Below are 21,478 nucleotides of genomic sequence, written 5' to 3'. Positions count from 1 at the left end.
CTCATGAGCACCACGTACACCGTCACCGGCATGACCTGCGGCCACTGCGTCGCCTCCGTGAGGGAAGAGGTGGGGGAGGTCCCCGGCGTCACCGCCGTGGACGTCGACCTGGCCTCCGGCCGCGTCTCGGTCACCGGCGCGGCCGACGACTCCCTCGTCCGCGCCGCCATCAAGGAAGCCGGCTACCAGGTCGCCTGACTCACATGCTGGGCCGGGTGGAGGTGGCGCTCTCCGCCATCTGTTCCACGTGGTCCATGACGTCGGACACCGACACCACGCCCGGCCGGTGGGGACGGCGGCGCTGCCACGGCTTGGGCCCCTCCAGCGGCCGGTACTCCACCCCGAGCGCGTCCAGCCGCCCCAGGTGGGCGCGGAGCCGTTCGGGGAAATCGGGGCCCGCGGCGCCCGACCAGCCCACCTCGGCCAGCGCGCACGCCCGGGGCCACGCCTTGTAGTCCAGCGTGCGGGCGTCGGGGATGCGCTCGCTCCACAGCTGCGCCTGCGGCCCGAGTACGTGCCTGCGCTCCGCGAGCGACCAGGTGGCCGGCGCGGGGTCGAAGGCGGCCACGTCGGCGACGGTGACCGTGTCGCCGATCGCCATCGGCTCGTCGGACGAGGCGGCCTCGGCGTAGTCGAAGTACAGCGGGAAGACCGGCGTGGCCACCACGTCGTGGCCGGCCGCCGCGGCCCGCCGGCCGACCGGCATGCCGCGCCACGGCATGACGAGCGTGTCCGGCCGCAGGTCACCGGCGACGAACGCCTCGTCCCACACCACGGCCCGCGTCCCCCGCTCGGCCAGCACGTCCGCCAGCCGCCGCAGGAACCACGCGTGCAGCGCCGCCACCGACTCCAGCCCCAGCTCCCGCGCGTAGGCGGTGATCTCGGGGGAGGCGTCCCACTGGTCGAGGACGACCTCGTCCCCGCCGACGTGCACGTACGGCGTCTCGCCCAGCGCGCCCAGCAGTTCGTCGAAGATCGTGGTGAGGAAGTCGACCGTCGGCGGCAGCGGCGACAGGATCGCGGGGGAGATGCCCCACCGCTCCAGCACCTCGACCGGCTCGCCCGTGGCCCCGAACTCGGGGTAGGCGGCCAGGATCGCCGACGCGTGCCCCGGCACGTCGATCTCCGGCACGATCGTGACCGCCCGCGCCCGCGCGTACGCGGCGATCTCCGCGAGGTCGTCCAGCGTGTAGTAGCCGCCGTGCGGGAGGTCGTCGAACGACTCGGGCTCCCGGTAGTGGTGCGTCGCGGTGCGCGGGCGGTGCGAGGCCACCTCGTGCAGGCGCGGGAAGGCCCGGCTCTCCACCCGCCAGCCCTGGTCGTCGACCAGATGGAGGTGGAGCCGGTTCAGCTTGTGCACGGCCATCAGGTCGACGACGCGCAGGAGCTCCCGCTTGGGGAAGAAGTGCCGGGCCACGTCCACGTGCAGGCCGCGCCAGGAGTAGCGCGGCGCGTCCTCGATCCGCACACCGGGCACCCGCCACTCCGCCCCCGGCGTACGCCGGTAGGAGGCGTTGGGCAGCAACTGGTGCAGCGACTGACCGGCGTAGAACGCCCCCGCCCGGTCGCCGGCCGAGATCTCGACGCCCCGCGAGCCTGCCGTCAGCCGGTACGACTCGGGCCCCAGGGCCGGGTCGAGCCGGATGTCGACGGCGCCGGAGTCGCCCGGCCGCAGGTCGAGGACGGGCAGCGCCAGGCGCACCGCCTCGACGAGGTCGGCGGGGCCGGACACCACGGCGCCCGTGGTCAGCTCGTAGGAGCCGGACAGCTGGCTGAGCAGATTGGGGCGAGGAATCATGCCTTGAGATACTGCTGCAACCCGTTGGCCAACGCCAACGCGATGCGCTGCCGGAACTCGGGGTCGCGGAACTTCGCCGCCTCGCCGGCATTCTTCATGTTCCCGCACTCGACGAAGATCTTCGGCACCGTCGACAGGTTGAGGCCGCCGAGGTCGTTGCGGAAGTCGAGGGCGTCCTTGCCGATGTAGGTCGAGTACGGCAGGCCCGTGCCGGTCTTGAACGCCTGCCGTACCGCCAGGCCGAGCTTCTTGGAGTCGCCCACCACCGGGTCCACCGGCCCGTTGATCTTCTCGGGCATGATCACGTGGAAGCCCTTGTTGCCCGGCGAGGAGCCGTCGGCGTGCACCGAGAGCGCGGCGTCGGCCTTGGCCTTGTTCCCGATCGCCGCGCGCTGGGTGATGCACGGGCCCACGCTGTCGTTGTCGGCCCTGGTCAGCTTCACGCTCGCGCCGCGCTGCTTGAGGATCTTGACCAGGCGGTTGGACACGTCCCAGGTGAAGGCCGCCTCGGTGTAGCGGTCGGCGGTCTCCGTGCCGGTGGTGTCGCAGGCCTTCCACTTGGTCAGCACGTTCACCTTGCGGTTGACGGCCTTGGGGTCGCGGAAGTTGCCGCCGTTGTGGCCGGGGTCGATGACGATGACCTTGCCGTCGAGCGGCTTCCTGGCCTCGATGGTCGTGGCTTGCGCGGGTTGCTGTGGCTGCGCCGACACGGCCAGCCCCTGACCGCCCGCGGCGTCACTGTTGGCGACGCCGCCACAAGCGGTGGCGGTCAGGCCGAGCAGGGCGAGAACGGTGGCAGGTAGAGCACGCATGAGCTCCAAGGTACGTCACGATCCGGTATCACCAGACGTGTTCCCCCACTTCCTGCCGCTGGAGGAGGGCCGCGAGGTCCCTCGCGTCCTCCGCGTCGAGGCCGAGGACCACGCGCGGGCGGCCCCACGGATGGTCGAGGGAGTGGGCGACGTAACTGGCCACGGACTCGGCGCCGACGTCGCTCCCCCTGCCCCTGCCGGCGCGCCAGTGTGCCCAGGCGCGTTCGAGCTCGGCCGCCGCGCGCTGGGCACAGGACACCAGTTCTGGATCACGCATGACTGTTCCCCCCGGAAATGACGCCATGACGCTGACGAGTAAAGCGGGGAGACTCGCCATGGCATCCGGGATTGACCAGCCCTTGGGTAGCTCTTTAGGCCGGTCCCGTGCTCCGCCGTACGATCAGCTCGGGGGTGACCTCGCGCAGCCGGGAGGCCTTCGCGGGGTCGCCGATGCGGTCGCTGAGCAGAGCGGCGGCCGAGCGGCCCATCGTACGTCTGGGCAGGTCGACCGAGGTGAGTGAGATGTGGCGTGAGGCCGCGAGATGCGTGTTGTCGTAGCCGATCACCGACAGATCCTCGGGGATGCGCAGCCCCAGATCCGCCGCCGCCGACATGACACCAAGCGCGACCATGTCATTGGCCGCGAAGATCGCGGTGGGCCGCGGCTCACGGGTGAGCAGCGCCGTCGCCGCCTCCCTGCCGCTTTCCTCCGAGCACTCGGCGTGCTCGACCATGATGTACGGCGCCAGCGCGTGCCGCCGCATCGCGACCAGATACCCCTCGCAGCGCGAGGAGCGGTTGCCCTCGATGTGGGCGATGCGTTTGTGGCCGTGTTCGACCAGGTGGTCGATGGCCAGCCGGGCGCCGAGTTGATCGTCGTCGACCACGATGTCGACGCCGTCGAGCTCGATGTCACGTTCCCCTACGACGACCGTGGGCGTGTACGAGGTCGCCTCGATGAGGGTTTCGTTGGTCGGGGCTATGCCTAAGAGCACGAGGCCGTCGACGCGGAGCTCCAGGAAGGCTTCCACCGCTTCGTCCTCGAACGCGGGGTCCCACTGGCTGTTGCCGATCAGCATGCGTAGCCCGTCGCCGTGCAGACTTTCCTGGAGGCCGTCCAGGAACTCGGCGTAGAACGGGTTGTGTAGGTCGGCGACGAGCGCGCCGACGAGATGGGTACGGCCTTCGACGAGGCTGCGCGCCACGGCATTGGGGCGGTAGCCGAGCTCGCGTGCGGCGGCCAGCACCGCCTGTCGCCGATGCTCGCTCACGTGGGGGGACCCACGCAGCACGAGTGAGACGAGCGATTTCGAGACGCCTGCTCGCTCGGCGACGTTGCGGATGGTTGGCCTGGGCCGGGGCAGGGTGTCTACCTCGGCGACGGTCGTGTTGACGGGCGGTCCTGACATGTGTCTCCCCCGCGATGCGGATACGGGCACCTGCCTCACAGAACGATCGAGTTCGCCGCAGGGTACGGCTTTCATGAGGTAAGCCTGATGTCGGCCCCGACGGCAGGCGGCCGTTATTGGGCATGGAGTCGGATACTGTGCAGGTGTGACACCCGGGAAGTCCTCCGCCGAAGCAGCGCGCCCTGCGCGGCGCAGGCTCAGCGTCGACCGGCGTCGCGAAGAGCTCATGGCCGCGGCCCTTGAGCTGTTCAGTAAGCGCGATGCGGAAGACGTCTCCATCGACGACGTGGCCAGCGCCGCGGGCGCCTCACGGGCGCTCGTGTACCACTATTTCGGCGGCAAGCAGGAGCTCTATGTCGCCGCGCTGAAAAGCGCGGCACAACAGCTGGAGTCCCGGCTTCGGCCGCAGGAGGGCGGCAGGCCGCTCGACGAGCTGGCGGCCGGGCTCAGGCGCTACTTCGACTTCGTGGAAGAGCACGCGGCCGGGTTCGCCGCGCTGCTGCGCGGGGGGCCGGCCAACCGGGCCGGCGAGGTCGGCGAGATCGTCGACGGGGTCCGGCAGCGGTTGTTCCGCCTCATCCAGAAGCAGATGCGGGTCGAGCAGCCCTCGCCGGTGCTGCGCACCACGATCGTGTCCTGGATCGCCTCCGTGGAGACGGCCGGGCTGGACTGGCTGGAGCACCGCGACATCGAGCGTCCCGTGCTGGAGAAGATGCTCGTGGACCACATGATCGCGTTGCTCGGCGTCGCGGCGAACTACGACCGCGAGGTGCGGACCCTCTTCGAGGGCCTGGCCCACAAGCAGTTCCCCGCCTGAACGGGCGGCCGCGCCATGCTCTCGCGCCAGGAGAGCGGGCCGCCCTGGAGTGGGAAGGATGGCGCCGGGCGGGCGGCGCCAACTCCCGTATGCGTCCCCCGACGCGCGGGGCGACATGACGTCGTCACGCGGGTGGACCGGGCCGGAGACCCTGGCCCACCGTGAAACCCCCCTATAGGTCCGTGACGACCTCGGAGTTACTCCGAGCGCTGCTGCGGAATCCCCGCCAGCAGCGCGCGGACCTCGGTCTCCCGGTATCGCCGGTGACCGCCGAGGGTGCGAATCGACGTCAACTTGCCCGCCTTGGCCCACCGGGTAACGGTCTTGGGGTCGACCCTGAACATGGTCGCGACCTCGGCGGGCGTGAGCAGTGGCTCGGCCTCGGGTGTACGAGCTGACATTTGTGCGGCCTCTCCTCCGTGTGGACCGGCATCTGCGATCCCTGCGACTGCCTTTGCGCGTGTCACGGATGTCCCCCTATAGCCCAGAGCGTGCGGCTTTTCTGAGCCATATGCGGCATCACCCGAAGTGACCATACCGCCACGCAGAGCGATTGGCGAGCCCTTCTTTGACCCAACTGCCCGCCCACATGGCGATGTCACGCTCGGTGATTCTAGCGACACGTTTCGTGGTATCGCAGTGAAAACGGCAAACTACTCAGTTCGCAGAAGCCAGCAGGCGTGACACGTGACCCACTCATGCCGTGCTCTTGCTGGTCAGGACCCCTGTATGGGGTTCAGTTGGCAGATTCCAGAAGTTGCATTGACTTCCAGCGCAAGATCACCCGCTGATACATCGCGAACGCAAGTTCTTCTTGACCTGTGTCCAATCCGGTCAAAGCAGCCGAAAGCTCCGCTACAGACTGGTCCGCCTGGAGCGCGTCGTCGTCCATCAGATGGACGAGGCCGCCGTAGTCGAGCTCCACCAGCGAGTGCGGGTGGAACTCCTCCAGCCAGCGGGCCACGTCCTCCACGTCCAGCCCGGCCGCCACGTCCCCCAGATGCTTGCGCAGCACCTGGAGCGCCTTGGCCGAGCGCCGCCTGGCCTGCGCCATGGAGGTCACGTAGATGAGGTTGCGGCCGGTGGTGGTGGTGAGGTCCTGGCCCTTGGGCGGCGTCGAGCCCAGCACCAGCCACCGCTCGTTGCCGTCGAAGGGGATGAACCACGCCGGTGGCACGTGCCACGTCGTGGTCCTGATGTGGGTGCGCAGCACCGAGGAGCCGCCCGTGCGCTTGAACCGGTCGAAGTCGTCGGCCGTCTGCTCGGCGATCGTCTTCGGGACCAACCGGTCCATCATCTTCACGGGAACCGTCCCGCGCAGCCGTGAGAACGCCAGCCACGAGCGCAGCCGCGTCTGCCAGGGGCAGACGTAGAGGCGATCCTCAACGCGGCGCAAATAGGCGTTGGGGCTCTCCTGGGCCGGTGCGGGGTGCGGCGGCATGCCGAGCAGGCGCCGGACGGACTCGCCGTGCTCGGCCTGCAGCGCGTTGGCCCGGCGGGGGCGGTCACGCGACTCGGCGTATTCGGCCCAGACCTTCCGCTCAGACTCGCTGAAGGCGGTCAGCGGCTCATAGACGCGGAGGTACGCGGCGTAGGGCAGCACGGAAGGCATCGTGTCATGAAGACAGCCTGCTTGCACCGTTGCTGCCACTACCCTGAGAGGTGATCTCCGCCGCGAAGATGCGGCGGAACCGGACAGGGAGTCACTACCGTGACCGACGTCTTCGGCACGTCCCACAAGGACGTTCACGAACAGGTCGTCTTCTGCGCCGACGAGCAGAGCGGCCTCCGCGCGATCATCGCGATCCACAACACCCAGCTCGGGCCCGCACTCGGGGGGACACGTTTCTACCCCTACGAGAGCGAGGCGGCCGCGCTGGCCGACGTGCTCAACCTGGCCAAGGGCATGGCGTACAAGAACGCCCTCGCCGGCCTCGACCACGGCGGCGGCAAGGCCGTCATCATCGGCGACCCCGCGACACAGAAGTCCGAGCCCCTGCTGCGGGCCTACGGCCGCTTCATCCAGTCGCTGGGCGGCCGCTACATCACCGCCTGCGACGTGGGGACCTACAGCCCCGACATGGACATCGTCGCCAGGGAGTCGCGTTTCGTCACCGGCCGCACCGTGGAGCACGGCGGCGCCGGTGACTCCTCGATCCTCACCTCGTTCGGCGTCTTCCAGGGCATGCGCGCCTCGGCCGAGCGGGTCTACGGCACGCCGTCCCTGCACGGCAGGCGGGTCGGCGTCGAGGGCGTGGGCAAGGTCGGCCACCGGCTCGTCGACCTGCTGCGCGAGGACGGCGCCGAGGTGGTCGTCTGCGATGTCAGTCAGGAGGCGATCGAGCGGGTGCGCCAGCGCCATCCGGAGGTCGAGGTGGTGGCCGACGCCGCCGCCATGGCCGTCTCCGACATCGATGTCTTCGCCCCGTGCGCCCTGGGCGGCGCGCTGACCGACTCGGTGGTGGAGACGCTCCGTGCCAAGATCGTGTGCGGCGCCGCCAACAACCAGCTCGCCCATCCCGGCGTGGAGAAGCAGCTCGCCGACCGGGGCATCCTCTACGCTCCCGACTACGTGGTGAACTCCGGCGGGGTCATCCAGGTCGCCGACGAGATCGAGGGCTTCAACATGGAGCGCGCGCGGTCCAGGGCCGCCAAGATCTACGACACGACCTTGAAGATCTTCGGAATCGCCGCTGAGGAGGGCGTACCTCCGGCGGCGGCAGCCGATAGGCTGGCAGAGCGCAGAATGTCGGAAGTCGGGCGAATCAGGGGCATTTGGCTGGGCGCCTGACGCCCCGCGCCCATACGACGTACCGAGCTGGGCACAAAACAGGTACGGTAATAGGCGAACGAGAGGCTGACGTCCGAAGACAGCGGCGTCAGCGAGTGGTGCGTTAGCGACGAGGGGTCGGGGACGACCCCACACGAGGGGGTCGAGCCAATGGGGCGCGGCCGAGCAAAGGCCAAGCAGGTCAAGGTTGCTCGCCAGCTGAAGTACAACAGCGGTGGCACAGATCTTGAACGTCTTCGCGATGAACTCGGGGTCGGAGACTCCGGCCAGACCGACGACGACGCCGACGACCTCAACGATGAGCTGGCGGATCGCTATGCCGATTACGCCGATGACTACGGCGCTGAGGACGACGACGATGACCGTACGTCCGGCCGCCGGTAGCCGGTCTCCCGGTTGACGTCTTGTGCAGGCACCCGGTGCGGGATCCCCGCGCCGGGTGCCTGTGTGATGTGATCCACTCATGAACACGCCTCTGAGTGACACCGCCAGGAAGATCCTCGACGCTCCCAACATCGGCGTTCTGGCCACCCTCAACCCCGACGGCAGTCCGCAGACCTCCGTCGTGTGGGTGGGCACGGACGGTGACGACGTCGTGATCTCCTCCCAGTCGGGCCGGCGCAAGGTCACCAACCTGGAGCGCGACCCGCGGGCCAGCCTGAGCGTGTTCGACCTCACGGACCCCGACCTGTACGTCGAGGTCCGCGGCGTGACGACGGTCACCGAGGACGAGGGCCGGCGGCTGGCGGTGGAGCTGGCGGAGAAGTACGAGGGCGAGGGCGCCGGCCGGGCGTACCTGGAGTTGCCCGGGGAGATGGTCCGCGTGGTGATCCGGCTGACTCCCCAGCGGGTGATCAGCAACGCGGGCTGATCACGCGGGCCGGTAGTGAAGGTGGACGACGCCGGTGGCGAAGGTGGCGGAGCCGGCCAGCCTGAGCGGCAGCCGTTCCGCCGACTCGTCGAACAGGCGGGTCCCCGAGCCCAGCACGATCGGGTGGACGTAGAGGTGCAGGTCGTCGACGAGACCTGCGCCGAGCAGGGCGCGGGTCAGCGTGACGCTGCCGGTCATGCCGATGTTCCCGCCGGGTCCCTCCTTGATCCGGCGCAGTTCCTCGACCGCGTCGCCGCTGATCAGGGTGGAGTTGTTCCAGTCCGCGCCGGCCAGCGTGGTCGAGACGACGAGCTTGCGGACGTTGTTGAGGTGGTCGGCCATCGGGTCGCTGCGGTGCGGCCAGGACGAGGCGAACACCTCGTAGGTGGCCCGGCCGAGCAGCAGGGTGTCGGAGCCCTCCTGCTGGGCCATGACGGCCCCGGTCATCTCGTCGTTGACGTAGGGGAAGTGCCACTGGTCCGGGGCCTCCACCACTCCGTCGAGGGAGACGAACAGGCCGGCGACGATCTTTCTCATGGGTTTCTCCTTCTCGGTGGTTCTGCTTCCACGTCGATCGGGAGATGTGACAGGGAACGCACTGGGGTCAGCGTTCGCGCAGGATCGCCGCGCCGTCGCCCGACAGTTCGTCCAGGTAGTCCCCGCGCCCGGCCATCGCCATGATCAGCGCCAGTGTCGAGCCGGTCACCAACGGCCCTGAGCCGCTCGCGAACGGCCCGTCCACGGCCGCCAGCCGCAGCCCGCGTACCTGCCGCTTGGCCGGGACGACCTGGTTGGAGCCCACGTAGTGCCCGGCCAGGCGGGTGAGCGTGCCGATCGGGTGGTCGCGGCGGATGCCCAGCGGGCGGCGGATGTCCTCGCCGTGGACGACCGTCTCGCCCAGCATGGCGATGGCCGACAACGGCCTGGTCCTGCTCGTGACGGCCCCGCGGAAGCGCTCCAGCGTCTCGTCCGGCGACGCGCCCAGTTGCTCGCGCAGCCGCATCGCCACCTGCCGGTCGAAGTCGAACCGGCAGCGCACCACGCCCGCCAGCCACCGCAGAGGAGTGAGCCGGGCGGCCGAGGTCAGATGGGCCAGCACCTCGCGCACGCTCAGGCCCTCGCACAGGGACGGCGTCGCCCACCGCTCGTCCGTCAGCGCCGCGAGATCGTCGGCCAGAGCCGCCCGCTCGGCGAAGATCAGCGCCCAAAGTCCGGTATCTGTCATGTCAGAGCACCTCCTGTCGTTGACAGGTAGGACTGCGGTCATGCTGCAGAATCGTCGCCGTGACGGAAAACGACGACCTGGAGCGGGCCCGGGAGGGGGACGACGCGGCGTTCACCCGGCTCGTCCAGCCGCTCCAGCATGAGTTGCACGCCCACTGCTACCGCATGCTGGGCTCCGTCCACGACGCCGACGACGCCCTGCAGGAGGCGCTGCTGCGGGCCTGGCGCGGGCTGGCCCGGTTCGAGGGGCGCTCGGCGCTGCGGTCCTGGCTGTACACGGTGGCCACCCGTACGTGCCTGGATCTGGTGAAGGATCGTGACCGGCGGGCCCTGCCGGTCGACCTCGGGCCGTCGAGCGGGCACGTGGTGCTCGACGCCGCTCCGGTGACCGAGCAGCGGTGGCTGGGGCCGTACCCGGACGTGGGGTTGGGGTATGAGCAGCGTGAGGCGGTCGAGCTCGCCTTCGTGGCGGCGCTGCAACATCTGCCGGGGAACCAGCGTGCCGCCCTGCTGCTGTTCGACGTGCTGGGGTTCTCGGCCGCGGAGATCGCCGCCATGATGGACGCCTCCACGACCTCCGTGAACTCCGCGCTCGCCCGCGCGCGCAGGGTCGTCGCCGACCGGGTTCCCGCGCCCGGCCGGGCCTTGCGGACTCTTGCGGACGTCCGGGTCCGTGAGCTCGTCACGGGGTTCGCGACCGCGCTCGAACGCGGCGACGCAGACGCTCTGGTCGCGCTGCTCACCGCCGACGTCACCTGGTCGATGCCGCCCCTGGCCCAGTGGTACGGCGGGCTGCCCGCGGTCACCGACTTCGCGGTCCAGGTTCCGCTGGCCCGATGCCCCAGCTTCCGCCACCTGCTCACCGGCGCGAACGGCCGGCCCGCCGCGGCCTTCTACCTCGGCGAGTCGGCCGACGCGACGCATCAGGCCTGGTCGATCACGGTGTTCGGGCTGCGCGGAGACCGGATCGCCGAGATCACCTCGTTCCTCGGCGCCGAACACTTCCCGGCCTTCGGACTGCCCGTGTCAGTGCCCGATCGGGCGTAGGTGCCTGAGCAGGGTCAGGGAGGAGACGGCAAGGGCGAGCACGATCACAGCGCTGATGCCCGAGACGACGACCAGCCCCTGGGTGAAGGCGCCCTGCGCCTCCGCGATCAGGGCGGCGGCCTGCGCCGGCGCGAGGCCGGAGGCGGTGTCGAGGGCCTCGCCGAGCGAGTCGCCCGCCTGCGGCGAGGTGGCGAGGCCGCCATAAACGGCGGTGCCGACGCTGCCGAGCAGCGCGACGCCGAGCGCGATGCCCAGCTCGCCGCCGCACTCCCCGATGGCGGAGGCGGACCCGGCCCGCTCCTCCGGCGCCGAACCCACGATGAGACCGAGGCCCAGGGCGCCCACGGGGGCCATGCCGAGGAACGCGATCGTGACGCCGGTGAAGAGCACGACGAGCCCGTCGCCGGCCACCATCACGACGAAGCCGGCCGCCGACACCACGAGCCCCACTCCGACCACGAGTGCTGGCCGGAACCTCCCGGCGATCACCGGTGCCGCGAGCGAGCCGCCGACCAGGCCGAGCGCGGGCAGCGCCATCCACAGCCCGGCGCTCAGCGGCGACAGGCCCTCGACGAGCTGGAGGTGCTGGCTCACGAACAGGTACACGCCGCCCTGCGTCACCATGGCCAGAGCCAGGATCAGCAGCGCCGTCCTGAAGGACCGGTTGGCGAACAGACGCATGTCCAGCAGCGGCTCGGCCAGCGTGCGCTGCCGCCGTACGAACGCGGCTCCGCACGCCAGCCCGACCACCACGGCCACGTACGCCACCACCTGGCCAGGGTCGTCGGCCAGTTCCTTCAGCCCGTAGACGAGCGGCAGGAGCGCGGCCATCGACAGGGCGACGCTGGCCAGGTCGAGCCGGGCCGAGCCGCCGCCCCCGGTCTCCGGCAGATAGGCGAGCCCGCCGAGCACGACCAACGCCATGATCGGCACGCCCATCAGGAACACCGACCCCCACCAGAAGTGCTCCAGCAGCATTCCGCCGATCACCGGCCCGGCCGCTGCCCCGCCCATGAAGCACGCGGTGAACACACCGAAGGCGATGGCCCGCTGCCTTGCCCCGGGGAACAACCCGGCCACCAGCGCCAGTGCCGACGGCCCGATCGCCGCCCCGGCGACGCCCAGGAGCACCCGCGCGACGATCAGCATGGTCGTCGAGGTGGAGTAGGCGGCCAGCGCGGAGGCGGCGCCGAACATGACCGAGCCGATCAGGAGCAGCCTGCGCCGGCCGATCCGGTCGCCGAGCGAGCCCATGGTGATGATGAATCCGGCGATCATGAAGCCGTACACGTCGGTGATCCACAGCAGCTCGGTGGCGCTCGGATTCAGATCGACGGCCAGATGGGGCAGAGCCAGCAGCAGAACGGTGTTGTCCACAGCGAGCAACAACGTGGCCAGGGCGAGCACGGACAGTCCCAGCCACGCCCCGGCCCCGGTACGGGGAACAGTAGTAGTCATGTGATCAGCCTCAAGGGCGGACGTTCGGGAAATGTTCGGAGGTGTTTAGGGTGAGCTTCATGCGCTTCGCCGTGTTGGGGCCGCTTGAGGTGATCGCCGACGATCGCCCGGTAGGGGTGCCCGAGCGTAAGGTGCGGGCCCTTCTGGCCGGGCTGCTCGCCCACCACGGGCGGGTCGTTCCTTCGGTGCGGCTGATCGAGAGCCTCTGGGGCCCTGAACCACCGGGCAACCCGCTGGCCGCGCTGCGCGCCAAGGTCTCGCAGCTGCGCCGGGCGCTGGACGAGGCCGAGCCCGGGGCCAGGCTGCTCGTCGTCACCCGCGCGCCCGGCTACCTGATCGAGGCCGACACCGACGCGCACCGCTTCCAGGCGACCCTGGACCGCCTCCCGTCCACGGGCGGGCCCGGCGAGCGGGCCGCCGTGCTCGCCGAGGCGCTGGCGTGGTGGCGCGGGCCCGCGTTCGCCGACTTCGCCGACTCGCCTCTCGTGCACAGGACCGCCGTCCGGCTTGAGGAGCAGCGCCTGGCCGCCGTCGAGGACTATGCCGACGTACGGCTCGCGCTCGGCCAGGACGCCGAGCTGGTCGGCGAGCTGAGCGAGCTCACCGCCCAGCATCCGCTGCGGGAACGCTTCCACGCGCTGCTGATGCGCGCCCTCTACCGGTCGGGACGGCAGGCCGACGCCCTGGAGGTCTACCGCGCCCTGCGTGAGCGCAAGCGCGAGGAGCTGGGCCTCGACACCGCCCCCGAACTCGCCGCCCTGCACCAGGCGATCCTCGAACAGCGCCCCGCCCTCCACCGGCCCGCGCCCGCCCCGGAGCCCGCGCCCGCCCGCCTGCCCGAGCCGCTGACCGAGCTCGTCGGCAGGGAGGAGGCGCTGGCCGGCCTGCTCGGCCTGGCCACCTCGGCCCGCCTGGTCACGCTGACCGGCAGCGGCGGGGTGGGCAAGAGCCGCCTGGCCCTGGAGGCCGCCCGCCGGCTGTCCGACCGCTTCCCCGACGGCGCGCATCTGGTGGAGCTGTCCGCCTCCTCGGAGTCAGAGGTGCCAGGGGTGGTGGCCGCGGCGCTCGGGCTGCGCGACGACGGCGAGCTCGCCGCCGCCCTGGGCACCCGGCGGGCGCTGCTGATCCTCGACAACTGCGAACACGTCGTCGAGCCCGTGGCCAAGCTCGCCGACCTGCTGCTGCGCGCCGCACCCGACCTGCGCGTCCTCGCTACGAGCAGGGAGCCACTGGGCGTCGCGGGCGAGGTCGTGCGGGAGGTCGCGCCGCTGGACCCCGCCGCCGCCGCACGCCTGTTCACCGCCCGAGCCCTCCCCGGTACGCCGCTGGCGCCCCAGGAGGCCGAAGCCGTCGAGGTGATCTGCCGCCGCCTGGACGGCATCCCGCTGGCCCTGGAGCTGGCCGCGGCCCGGGTGCGGTCCATGGGCGTGCGCGCCCTGGCCGACCGGCTGGACGACCGCTTCCGGCTGCTGTCGGCCGGGCGCCGAGCCGGGCCCGCTCATCAGCGCACGCTCAAGGCGGCCATCGACTGGAGCTGGGACCTGCTCAGCGAGCCGGAGCGGGTGGTGTTGCGGCGGCTGGCCGTACAGGTGGGCGGGTGCACGCTGGAGGCGGCGGAACGGGTGTGCGCGGTGCCCATGCCGCTGCCCGGAGGACCGCCCGGCGACGTCGAGCTGGCAGCCGAGGCGCAGGCGGCCGGGGTCGGGCCCGACCACCTCGACCCGGCCGGCGTCGCCGACCTGCTGGCCCGGCTGGTGGACCGGTCGCTGGTCGTGCGCTCCGGGGGGAGGTACCGGCTGCTGGAGTCCGTGTCCGCCTATGGCATGGAACGGCTGCGCGAGTCCGGCGAGCACGACCTCGTCCTGCGGTGGTATGCCACGTACTACACCCAGTTCGCCGAGTGTGCCGAGGCGTACCGGTCGGGGCCCGCCCGGCACCGCTGGGTGAGCCGGCTGGACGTGGAGAGCGCCAACCTGCGCGGCGCGCGGGAGGCGGCCGAGCTGCTGGGCGACACCCGCCTGGCCACCCGGCTGACCGGCTCGCTCGGCTGGTACTGGACCCAGGCCGGACGACTGCCCACCCCCCTGGACGAACCAGCCACCGCCACCCTCTGAAAGCCTCCACGGCCTCCCACGACTTCGACGGCCTCCCGGGGCCTCCGCGGTCTCCCCTCCCTCCCACCTTCCTCAGCCGCTCCGGCCGCTCCGGTCCCGCGGTCTCTGCGGTCCCGCGGCCTCCCTTCGCGGCCTTCACGGCCTCTCTGAGGCTTCCATGGCCCTCTGGGGCGGCAACGGCCTGGAGGCTACGGGCGGAAGTCGGTGGCGTGTTCGGTGGCCCATTCGGCGAAGGTGAGTCCGGGGCGGCCAAGGATTCTCTCGACCTCGCCGGTGACCAGGTCGTGCTGGAGGTAGGACTGGGCCTGCAGGGTCAGGAAGCCGTCGGCCAGCGCCTCGGGCACCCCGCCGCGCAGGAAGCCCTGCCGCGCGGCTTCCGGCGCGACCTCCTCGAAGCGCAGCGGCCGGCCGATCGCCGCGCCGATGGTCTCGATCATCTCCTGCTGGGTGAGGGCACGCGGGCCGGTCAGGACCGGGCGTTCGCCGGCCAGGTCGCCGGTGAGCAGGGCGTGCGCGGCCACGGCAGCGAGGTCGCGCTCGTGCAGGGGCGCCCACGCCGCGGCGGCGTACGCGCCGCGCACGGTGTCACCGGCGCGGATCTGGGCGGCCCACGAGCCGATCGTGTTGACCGCGTAGTAGCCGGAGCGCAGGGCCGTCCACTCCATGCCGGAGGCGGTGACGGCCGCCTCGGTCTCCTTGTTGTACTCGCCGCGCAGCCGGGAGGGCTGCTCGTCGAGGTCGTGGTCGACATTCAGGGCGGACATGGTGACCACCCGCCCGACCCCGTGCTCGCGGGCCAGGCTCAGCAGCCGGTAGGCGGCGGCCGTGACGGCGCGCGGGTCGGGGTTCAGGCCGAGGGCACGCGGGTTGAGAAACAGGCTGGAGACGCCGTCCAGGGCGCCTGCCGGGTCGCCTTCCACGACGTCGACGCCGTCGGGCAGGGCGGCGGCGCGCGCGTCGCGGGTCACCGCGCGCACCTTGGCTCCTTGGGCGAGCAGGAGGTCGATCAGCGGGCGGCCGACGGTGCCGGTGGCTCCGGTGACCAGGACGGTCGCGTTCGGAAGTCGTATCATATGGAAACCGTAACATATAGTTTGAGAGTCATACGATATGAGTTCCGTAGAAGGTGATCCGCGTGAGCGGAGGCGGGTCGTCAGGGCGGTCAAGGAGTCCCTGCGCGACCTGAACATCCAGCTGGCCCTGCTCAACCGTCAGATCGGTACGCAGGTCAACCTCAAGGACGTCGACTGGAGCTGCCTCGACCTGCTCAACCGGCACGGCCCGCTCACCCCCAGCGCGCTGGCCCGCAAGGCCGGTCTGCACCCCGCCACGCTGACCGGCATCCTCGACCGCCTCCAGCGCGGCGGCTGGATCGTGCGCGAACGCGACCCCGACGGCCCCGACCGCCGCGCCATCACCGTTCGGGCCCGCCGCGAACGCAACCGGGAGGTCTACCGGCTCTTCTCCGGCATGAACGCGCAGATGGACGCGCTCTGCGAGGACTACACCGACAGCGAGCTCGCGCTCATCGCCGGGTTCCTCCAGCGCACCACCGGCGCCGGCCGCGCCGCCGCCGAGCGGTTCACCGACGACTGAACGAGCCCTGCCCGCCGAACGAGCCCTGCCCGCTGAATGAGCCCCGGCCACTGAAGCCCTACCCGCAGGCGTCCCGGCAGCAGCGGACGAAGTCCTGGACGACGGGGTCGGCGTCGGCGGCGGGTGGCCAGGCGATACCGACCCGGGTCGGGCTGACGCCGGTCACGGGTCGGTAGGTGACGCCGGGACGGGCGTAGTAGCGGGCCGACGAGGCGGGGGCGAGGGCGACGCCGTACCCGTTGGCGATGGCCTGGAGCCAGGCGTCGGGCTGGTCGGTGGTGGCGCCGACGCGCGGCGGGCGGCCGTCGCGCTCGTCGGCGGCCAGCCAGTAGTCGCGCCACCGGCCGGTCTCCTGCGGCGCGGCGACGAAGGCCTCGTCCCACAGGTCCGCGAAGGCGATCTCGGCGCGCGCGGCGAGCGGGTGGGAGGAGGGCAGCGCGACCCAGCGCGGCTCCTCGAGCAGCACCTCGTGCCGCATGGCCTCCTGTCCGGGGAACGGCAGGCGCAGCAGGGCCGCGTCGACCTCGCCGTCCGCCAGCCCGGCGCTCGGGTCGGACCAGGCGGCCTGCCGCATCTCCACCCGCCAGCCGGGACGCAGCCGGCCGAACGCGGCGACGATGTCCGGCGTGGCCTCGTTGGCCGCGCTGGCCAGGAACCCGACCCTCAGCACGCGGGCGGCCACGCTCGCGGCGCTCTTCGTCTCGCGCAGCGCCTGGTCGCAGGCGGCCAGCATGCCGGGCGCCCGCTCGCGCAACGCCCGCCCCGCCTCGGTGAGCGCCATCCCGGCCCGCGAGCGGGTGAACAGCCGCAGGCCGAGCTGCGTCTCCAGGCTCTTGATCTGCTTGGTCAGCGCGGGCTGGGACACGTAGAGCCGCTCGGCGGCCCTGGTCAGGTTGCCCTCTTCGGCGACGGCGAGGAAGGAGCGGACGAGCCGCGTGTCCACATCCATTCCATCAGGTTATCGATACGGCTATTGGACGCCTTCGGCGCTGCTCGGCGAGGGTGGAACACGTATCCAGCGAAGGGGGAACATCCGGTGTTCACCGTCTATGTCGTGGTGGTCGTCGTGGCCGCCGCATGCAACTTCGCGGCGGCCGCCGTCGACTTCGCCCGCGCCGAGTGGGTCCTCGCCAACATGGACAAGTACGGCGTGCCGCGTTCGTGGATCACCTCGCTGGGCGTGGCCAAGGCGGCGGGGGCGGTCGGGCTGCTGGCCGGGCTGGCCGTACCCGCGATCGGCATCGCCGCGGCGGCCGGGCTGGTGTTCTTCTTCGCCGGCGCCGTGTTCACCGTCGCGCGCGCCCGCGTCCACGCGCACCTGCCCTTTCCCGGGACCTTCCTCGTGCTGGCCGCGGCCTGCCTGGCGCTGGCGCCCGCCGCAGTCTAGGGGTTGGGCAGCGAGGGGTGGGCCGGCCAGGGGCCGGGGTTGAGGATGGCCCAGCGTTCGTGGTCGCGCCAGGCGCCGTCGATGAACAGCATCTCGGGGGAGAAGCCCTCATGGCGGAAGCCGAGGCGCTGGACGAGCTTGAGCGAGGCGTGGTTGCCCGGCTGGATCTGGGCCTCCAGGCGGTGGAGCCGCAACTGCTCGAAGGAGTAGCGCAGGACGAGGGCCAGGCCCTCGCTCATGTAGCCGTGGCCGGCGGTGGGGGCGAAGGCCGCGTAGCCGAGCGAGCCGTTCTGGAAACGGCCGCGGATGATGCTGTTGATGTTGACCAGGCCGGCGATGTCACCGCTGTCGCGCAGGCACACCAGCAGGCGGCGGGTGGTCGCGGGGTCGAAGTGGGCCAGGTAGGCCTGGTACTCCTCGGCGGTCGCGGGCAGGGACATCCAGGGGTGGTGAAGCTCCGCGCTGGCCTTGGTCAGTCTGGTGAACTCGTCCTCGTCGTGCCTGGTCATCGGCCGCAGCGTTACCCGCCCGGCCCCCGGCGGCAGGCTCGCCAGGAACGTCTCCACCTCTGCGGCGATCTGCACGAGCCCCTCGGTCATGCGTGGCACTGTACAGCTACAGCCAGCCCCGCGACTCGGCCACATGCACCGCTTCGGCACGGTTTCGAGCGCCGGTCTTGCCGATCGCCGACGACAGGTAGTTGCGTACCGTCCCCTCGGTCAGGAACAGGCGGCGGGCGATGTCGGCCACGGTCGAGCCGTCGCGGGCCGTGCGCAGCACCTCGCGTTCCCGCTGCGTGAGCGGGCTCGGCCCGACGGCGCTCGCGCTCACGGCCAGCTTGGGGTCGATCACCCGCTCACCCGCCATCACCCGCCGTACGGCTGCCGCCAGCTCCGCGGCCGGCGCGTCCTTGACCACGAACCCGGCCACCCCGGCGTCCAGAGCCCGGCTGAGATAGCCGGGGCGCCCGAACGTGGTCACGATGACCACCCGCCGGCCCCGCAGCCGCTCGGCCACCTCCAGCCCGGACATCCCGGGCATCTCTATGTCGAGCAGGATGACGTCGGGCCGGTGCTCCGCCGTCGCGGCCTCGACCAGGTCGCCCCGGCCCACCTGGGCCACCACCTCGATGTCGGCCTCCAGGCCCAGCAGCGCGGCCAGCCCGCCCCTGACGAGGTCCTGGTCGTCGGCGATGAGCACGCGGATCACGCGGCCTCCAGCGGGACGCGGGCATACAGGCGGTATCCGCCCTCCGGCAGCGCACCCACATCCAGCGACCCACCGGCCCCGGCCACCCGCTCGGCCAGCCCGGTCAACCCGTGACCCCGCCCGTCCGCTCCGTCCAGAAGCCCGTCCGTTCCGTCGAGAAGCTTGTCCGCTCCGTGCTGAAGCCCTGCCGATCCGTTCAGACGCGCGGCCGGAGGTATGGGCGTGGGGGGAGGCGCGGTCGCGGGGCCGTTGTCGCGGACCTCCAGATCCGCCCAGCTCGTGTCCACACGCAACGTGATCCGGCAGTGCCGGGCACCGCTGTGGCGCAGGACGTTGGTGGCGGCCTCGCGCACCGCCCACGCCAGCAGTGTCTCCGCGGCCCCGGGGATCGGGCCGCCGGCGGGGGAGATCTCCACCTCGATCCCGGCCAGTTCCAGCTCCCGCGCCGCCTTCTCCAGTTCTTCCGACAACGCCGGGACCCGGTATCCGGCGACGGCGTGCCGTACCTCGTCGAGGGCCTGGCGGGCGGCGGCCTCCACGTCGCCCATCTCCCGCGCGGCGCGGTCGGGGTCGGTGCGGGCCAGCCGGGCGGCGAGCTGGCTTCTGATGGTGATCGAGGTCAGGGTGTGGCCGAGGGTGTCGTGCAGGTCCCTGGAGAAGCGCAGCCGCTCGTTGTCCACGGCGAGCTGGGCCACCTGGGCGCGGGCGGCGGCCAGCCGGGCGAGCAGGTGGCCCATCCGCTTCATGCCGTGTACGGCGCCGGCCTGGGCCAGGATGACGAGCACCAGCCACCACACCCGCAGCCCGTGCGCGAGCAGGACGCCCATGGTCACGGCGATGGTCAGCAGCACCCCGGCGACGAACCCGGCGCCGCCGGTCGTCGCGGCCAGTCCGGTGATGACGTAGATGAAGGCGACGAACGCCCAGGGCGGCCCGAGCACGGGAAGGAGCGCGATCGCGGCCGCGGCCAGCCCGGCCATGGGCCACCGCCGGGGCACGCCGCTGTTCTCGCCGAGCATCCGCCACATGATCGCCATCCAGCAGCCCGACAGCACCGCGAGCCCGGCGACGGCCCACAGGACGCGCGGCAGGGCCGGACCGGTGGACAGGAACGTCCACAGCGGCCAGAGCGTCACCAGCAGCCAGGCCACCGAGCCCGCCCTGACCTGGCTACGGCCCTTGCCGAACTCGCCGCGTGCCGCCACCTTCACAAGGCCCGACGGTAACGCCAGGCGGCCAGCCCGGAAAACAGCAACGTCCACCCGGCCAGCACGACCAGCGACTTGACCGTCGGCCAGTCGCCCGCCAGGGCCCGCCAGCCGAGGGATCCGGCCTGGTAGGCGGGGCTGTACTCGGCCAGGGTCCGCATGAACTCCGGCATGAGCTGAACCGGCAGCCACAACCCGCCCAGGACGGACAGCCCGAAGAAGACGGCGATCATGGCCAGGTTCGCAGCCTGCCCGTTCATCGTGTAGCCGAAGGTGACTCCCAGAGCGGCGAACGGCACCACGCCCACCCAGATCAGCACCACGAGCGCGGGCCAGGTGCCGGGCGGCAGCCGTACACCGGAGATGAGGGCGCCCCCGCCGAGCACGGCGAAGATGCTCGGCAGAACCCCGGTCGCGCCCGCGATCAGCTTGGCCGAGATGTAGCCGTGGGCGGGCAGCGGCGTGACGGCGAGCTGCCGCAGCCAGCCCTTCGAGCGCTCCATGGCGATCGCGCCGCCGATGAACAGCGCGCCGCCCATCGCGCCGTAGACGGCCATCGAGACCATCGTGTACGCGGCGAAGTCGACCTGCTGCGGCCCCGCCGGAACGACCCGCAGCACCTTCGTCCACACCAGGTAGAGCACGAGGGGGAAGACGGTCAGCATGATGAGGCTGGTGGTGTTGCGAACGGACCGCAGCAGTTCGAGCTTGACGTAGGAGCCCATCAGTTGCCTCCCGTCAGGCTCACGAAGGCGCTTTCGAGGTCGGTCCCGGCCGTACGGACGTCTCTGGCGTCGGCGAACGTCGCGAACAGCGCGCGCAGCGTCGCGTCGGAGTCATTGGTCCGCAGTACGGCGGCGCCGCCCTCCACCCGGACCTGGCGCACCCCGGGCAACGCCTGGAGCACCCCCACCTCGGCGGCGTCCAGCGTGACGTGCACCTCGCTGCCGCCGACCAGCTCCTTGATCTTCTCGACCGGTCCGTCGGCCACGACCTTGCCCTTGGCCAGCAGGATCACCCGGTCGGCGTAGTCGTCGGCCTCGGTGAGGTAGTGGGTGGCGAAGACGGCGGTGCGGCCCTGGGCGGTGCGCGCCCGTACCTCCCGCCACAGGGCGCGGCGGCCGTCCACGTCGAGTCCGACGGTGGGCTCGTCCAGCACGAGCAGGCGCGGGTCGCCGATCAGGGCGAGGGCGATGCGCACCCGCTGCCGCTGTCCGCCGGACAGCTTGCCGATCCGCTGGGCCGCGAAGCCGTCCACGCGGGCTGCGCGCAGGGCCCGCTCGACCGGCATCGGCTTCTGGTACATGCCGGCGGTCGCCGTGACCAGCTCGTTCACGCGGACGTCCTCCAGTAGGCCGGACTCCTGCAGCAGGACGCCGACCAGGCCCTTGCGCAGGGCCTCGACCGGCGGGTGTCCGAACACCGCGGCGGTGCCCGAGGTGGGCGGGAGCAGGCCGAGGGCGATGGAGAGCAGGGTGCTCTTGCCCGCGCCGTTCGGGCCGAGCACCGCGATCGTCTGGCCCTGCTCGGCGGTCAGATCGACGCCGTCGAGGGCTCTGGCCGGGCCGTAGCGTTTGCTGACGGCCGTGAGTTCCAGGGCGTTTGCCATGGAAAGAGGCTGCTCGACGGGCCATGCACGCGGGTAGTGCCGTATGTCAGTGTTCTGACGGCACGGAGGCCATGGGCTGAATATCCGGGATCATCCCACGATCATGGGACCTGCGCGACATACGATGG

At 71.4% G+C, this 21,478-nt stretch carries 25 protein-coding genes; 9 read left to right on the top strand and 16 right to left on the bottom strand.

Going from position 1 to position 21,478, the window contains the following annotated elements; all coding sequences use genetic code 11:
- Positions 1 to 3 precede the first annotated feature (3 nt).
- Positions 4 to 198 carry a heavy-metal-associated domain-containing protein gene (locus ACIBI5_RS39030; RefSeq protein WP_397254392.1) on the top strand — a complete coding sequence of 65 codons (195 nt, stop codon included), beginning with the start codon at positions 4 to 6 and terminating at the stop codon, positions 196 to 198.
- A 1-nt stretch (position 199) separates the two neighbouring features.
- Here ACIBI5_RS39030 and ACIBI5_RS39025 read toward each other — a convergent pair whose 3' ends face one another.
- From ACIBI5_RS39025 to ACIBI5_RS39010, 4 genes are all read right to left on the bottom strand, one after another.
- Positions 200 to 1,798 (bottom strand): beta-N-acetylhexosaminidase, encoded by a 1,599-nt coding sequence (locus ACIBI5_RS39025; protein ID WP_397254390.1) that lies wholly within the window; start codon positions 1,796 to 1,798, stop codon positions 200 to 202.
- Positions 1,795 to 2,610: an N-acetylmuramoyl-L-alanine amidase gene (locus ACIBI5_RS39020; RefSeq protein ID WP_397254388.1), complete on the bottom strand. Its 816-nt coding sequence runs from the start codon at positions 2,608 to 2,610 to the stop codon at positions 1,795 to 1,797. The genes ACIBI5_RS39025 and ACIBI5_RS39020 overlap by 4 nt, the downstream gene beginning before the upstream one ends.
- Before the next feature lie 28 nt (positions 2,611 to 2,638).
- Positions 2,639 to 2,887, bottom strand: coding sequence for a hypothetical protein (locus ACIBI5_RS39015; RefSeq protein ID WP_379614062.1), 249 nt, complete (start codon positions 2,885 to 2,887; stop codon positions 2,639 to 2,641).
- Positions 2,888 to 2,981: 94 nt separating this feature from the next.
- Entirely contained in the window at positions 2,982 to 4,019 is a 1,038-nt protein-coding gene (locus tag ACIBI5_RS39010; RefSeq protein ID WP_397254386.1) for a LacI family DNA-binding transcriptional regulator, read from the bottom strand.
- Between the two features lie 145 nt (positions 4,020 to 4,164).
- Between ACIBI5_RS39010 and ACIBI5_RS39005 the strand changes: the two genes are divergently transcribed.
- Positions 4,165 to 4,836 (top strand): TetR/AcrR family transcriptional regulator, encoded by a 672-nt coding sequence (locus ACIBI5_RS39005; protein ID WP_397105581.1) that lies wholly within the window; start codon positions 4,165 to 4,167, stop codon positions 4,834 to 4,836.
- Positions 4,837 to 5,033: 197 nt separating this feature from the next.
- Here ACIBI5_RS39005 and bldC read toward each other — a convergent pair whose 3' ends face one another.
- Both bldC and ACIBI5_RS38995 read right to left on the bottom strand, forming a co-directional pair.
- Complete coding sequence (gene bldC, locus ACIBI5_RS39000; RefSeq protein ID WP_013133571.1) at positions 5,034 to 5,237, bottom strand: developmental transcriptional regulator BldC; 204 nt, start codon at positions 5,235 to 5,237, stop codon at positions 5,034 to 5,036.
- Between the two features lie 335 nt (positions 5,238 to 5,572).
- Positions 5,573 to 6,439 (bottom strand): hypothetical protein, encoded by an 867-nt coding sequence (locus ACIBI5_RS38995; protein WP_397254819.1) that lies wholly within the window; start codon positions 6,437 to 6,439, stop codon positions 5,573 to 5,575.
- A gap of 108 nt (positions 6,440 to 6,547) precedes the next feature.
- On the opposite strand from ACIBI5_RS38995, the gene ACIBI5_RS38990 reads away from it, so the two are divergent.
- The 3 genes from ACIBI5_RS38990 (at position 6,548) to ACIBI5_RS38980 (ending at position 8,498) form a co-directional block, all read left to right on the top strand.
- Positions 6,548 to 7,627, top strand: coding sequence for a Leu/Phe/Val dehydrogenase (locus tag ACIBI5_RS38990; protein ID WP_397254384.1), 1,080 nt, complete (start codon positions 6,548 to 6,550; stop codon positions 7,625 to 7,627).
- 150 nt (positions 7,628 to 7,777) lie between these two features.
- Positions 7,778 to 8,011, top strand: coding sequence for a DUF3073 domain-containing protein (locus tag ACIBI5_RS38985; RefSeq protein WP_379614054.1), 234 nt, complete (start codon positions 7,778 to 7,780; stop codon positions 8,009 to 8,011).
- 79 nt (positions 8,012 to 8,090) lie between these two features.
- Positions 8,091 to 8,498 carry a PPOX class F420-dependent oxidoreductase gene (locus tag ACIBI5_RS38980; protein ID WP_397254382.1) on the top strand — a complete coding sequence of 136 codons (408 nt, stop codon included), beginning with the start codon at positions 8,091 to 8,093 and terminating at the stop codon, positions 8,496 to 8,498.
- Here the strand turns inward: ACIBI5_RS38980 and ACIBI5_RS38975 are convergent, their stop codons facing one another.
- Together ACIBI5_RS38975 and ACIBI5_RS38970 are read right to left on the bottom strand one after the other, a co-directional pair.
- On the bottom strand, positions 8,499 to 9,035 hold the full coding sequence (locus ACIBI5_RS38975; protein ID WP_397254380.1) for a dihydrofolate reductase family protein: 537 nt from the start codon (positions 9,033 to 9,035) through the stop codon (positions 8,499 to 8,501).
- A gap of 67 nt (positions 9,036 to 9,102) precedes the next feature.
- Positions 9,103 to 9,723: a maleylpyruvate isomerase family mycothiol-dependent enzyme gene (locus ACIBI5_RS38970; protein WP_397254378.1), complete on the bottom strand. Its 621-nt coding sequence runs from the start codon at positions 9,721 to 9,723 to the stop codon at positions 9,103 to 9,105.
- Positions 9,724 to 9,782: 59 nt separating this feature from the next.
- Here ACIBI5_RS38970 and ACIBI5_RS38965 point away from each other — a divergent pair, with 59 nt between their 5' ends.
- On the top strand, positions 9,783 to 10,769 hold the full coding sequence (locus ACIBI5_RS38965) for a sigma-70 family RNA polymerase sigma factor (protein WP_397254376.1): 987 nt from the start codon (positions 9,783 to 9,785) through the stop codon (positions 10,767 to 10,769).
- Here the strand turns inward: ACIBI5_RS38965 and ACIBI5_RS38960 are convergent.
- Positions 10,749 to 12,227 carry an MFS transporter gene (locus ACIBI5_RS38960; RefSeq protein WP_397254374.1) on the bottom strand — a complete coding sequence of 493 codons (1,479 nt, stop codon included), beginning with the start codon at positions 12,225 to 12,227 and terminating at the stop codon, positions 10,749 to 10,751. The genes ACIBI5_RS38965 and ACIBI5_RS38960 overlap by 21 nt on opposite strands.
- A 59-nt stretch (positions 12,228 to 12,286) precedes the next feature.
- Here ACIBI5_RS38960 and ACIBI5_RS38955 point away from each other — a divergent pair, with 59 nt between their 5' ends.
- Positions 12,287 to 14,341 (top strand): BTAD domain-containing putative transcriptional regulator, encoded by a 2,055-nt coding sequence (locus ACIBI5_RS38955; RefSeq protein WP_397254372.1) that lies wholly within the window; start codon positions 12,287 to 12,289, stop codon positions 14,339 to 14,341.
- 188 nt (positions 14,342 to 14,529) lie between these two features.
- Here ACIBI5_RS38955 and ACIBI5_RS38950 read toward each other — a convergent pair whose 3' ends face one another.
- The gene (locus tag ACIBI5_RS38950; protein WP_397254370.1) at positions 14,530 to 15,414 is read right to left on the bottom strand and encodes an NAD(P)H-binding protein; all 885 of its coding nucleotides are present in this window, start codon (positions 15,412 to 15,414) and stop codon (positions 14,530 to 14,532) included.
- Positions 15,415 to 15,451: 37 nt separating this feature from the next.
- Here ACIBI5_RS38950 and ACIBI5_RS38945 point away from each other — a divergent pair, with 37 nt between their 5' ends.
- Positions 15,452 to 15,937, top strand: a complete 486-nt coding sequence (locus ACIBI5_RS38945; protein WP_397254368.1) for a MarR family transcriptional regulator — start codon at positions 15,452 to 15,454, stop codon at positions 15,935 to 15,937.
- Between the two features lie 58 nt (positions 15,938 to 15,995).
- On the opposite strand, the gene ACIBI5_RS38940 is transcribed toward ACIBI5_RS38945, so the two are convergent.
- Positions 15,996 to 16,886, bottom strand: a complete 891-nt coding sequence (locus tag ACIBI5_RS38940) for a LysR family transcriptional regulator (RefSeq protein WP_397254366.1) — start codon at positions 16,884 to 16,886, stop codon at positions 15,996 to 15,998.
- An 87-nt stretch (positions 16,887 to 16,973) separates the two neighbouring features.
- On the opposite strand from ACIBI5_RS38940, the gene ACIBI5_RS38935 reads away from it, so the two are divergent.
- Positions 16,974 to 17,324: a DoxX family protein gene (locus ACIBI5_RS38935; protein ID WP_397254364.1), complete on the top strand. Its 351-nt coding sequence runs from the start codon at positions 16,974 to 16,976 to the stop codon at positions 17,322 to 17,324.
- Here ACIBI5_RS38935 and ACIBI5_RS38930 read toward each other — a convergent pair.
- From ACIBI5_RS38930 to ACIBI5_RS38910, 5 genes are read right to left on the bottom strand one after another with little or no spacing between them, the layout of a single operon-like run.
- Complete coding sequence (locus ACIBI5_RS38930; protein WP_397254362.1) at positions 17,321 to 17,923, bottom strand: GNAT family N-acetyltransferase; 603 nt, start codon at positions 17,921 to 17,923, stop codon at positions 17,321 to 17,323. The genes ACIBI5_RS38935 and ACIBI5_RS38930 overlap by 4 nt on opposite strands.
- A 16-nt stretch (positions 17,924 to 17,939) precedes the next feature.
- On the bottom strand, positions 17,940 to 18,533 hold the full coding sequence (locus tag ACIBI5_RS38925; RefSeq protein WP_397254361.1) for a DNA-binding response regulator: 594 nt from the start codon (positions 18,531 to 18,533) through the stop codon (positions 17,940 to 17,942).
- Complete coding sequence (locus tag ACIBI5_RS38920) at positions 18,530 to 19,744, bottom strand: sensor histidine kinase (RefSeq protein WP_397254359.1); 1,215 nt, start codon at positions 19,742 to 19,744, stop codon at positions 18,530 to 18,532. The genes ACIBI5_RS38925 and ACIBI5_RS38920 overlap by 4 nt, the downstream gene beginning before the upstream one ends.
- Entirely contained in the window at positions 19,741 to 20,466 is a 726-nt protein-coding gene (locus ACIBI5_RS38915; RefSeq protein ID WP_397254357.1) for an ABC transporter permease, read from the bottom strand. Before ACIBI5_RS38915 ends, ACIBI5_RS38920 begins: the two co-directional genes overlap by 4 nt.
- Positions 20,466 to 21,350 carry an ATP-binding cassette domain-containing protein gene (locus ACIBI5_RS38910; RefSeq protein ID WP_397254355.1) on the bottom strand — a complete coding sequence of 295 codons (885 nt, stop codon included), beginning with the start codon at positions 21,348 to 21,350 and terminating at the stop codon, positions 20,466 to 20,468. The genes ACIBI5_RS38915 and ACIBI5_RS38910 overlap by 1 nt, the downstream gene beginning before the upstream one ends.
- Between the last annotated feature and the right edge of the window lie 128 nt (positions 21,351 to 21,478).

This window comes from Nonomuraea sp. NPDC050540, from assembly GCF_044457485.1.
Lineage (GTDB): Bacteria > Actinomycetota > Actinomycetes > Streptosporangiales > Streptosporangiaceae > Nonomuraea.
This window is presented reverse-complemented; position numbering and strand designations above follow the sequence as displayed.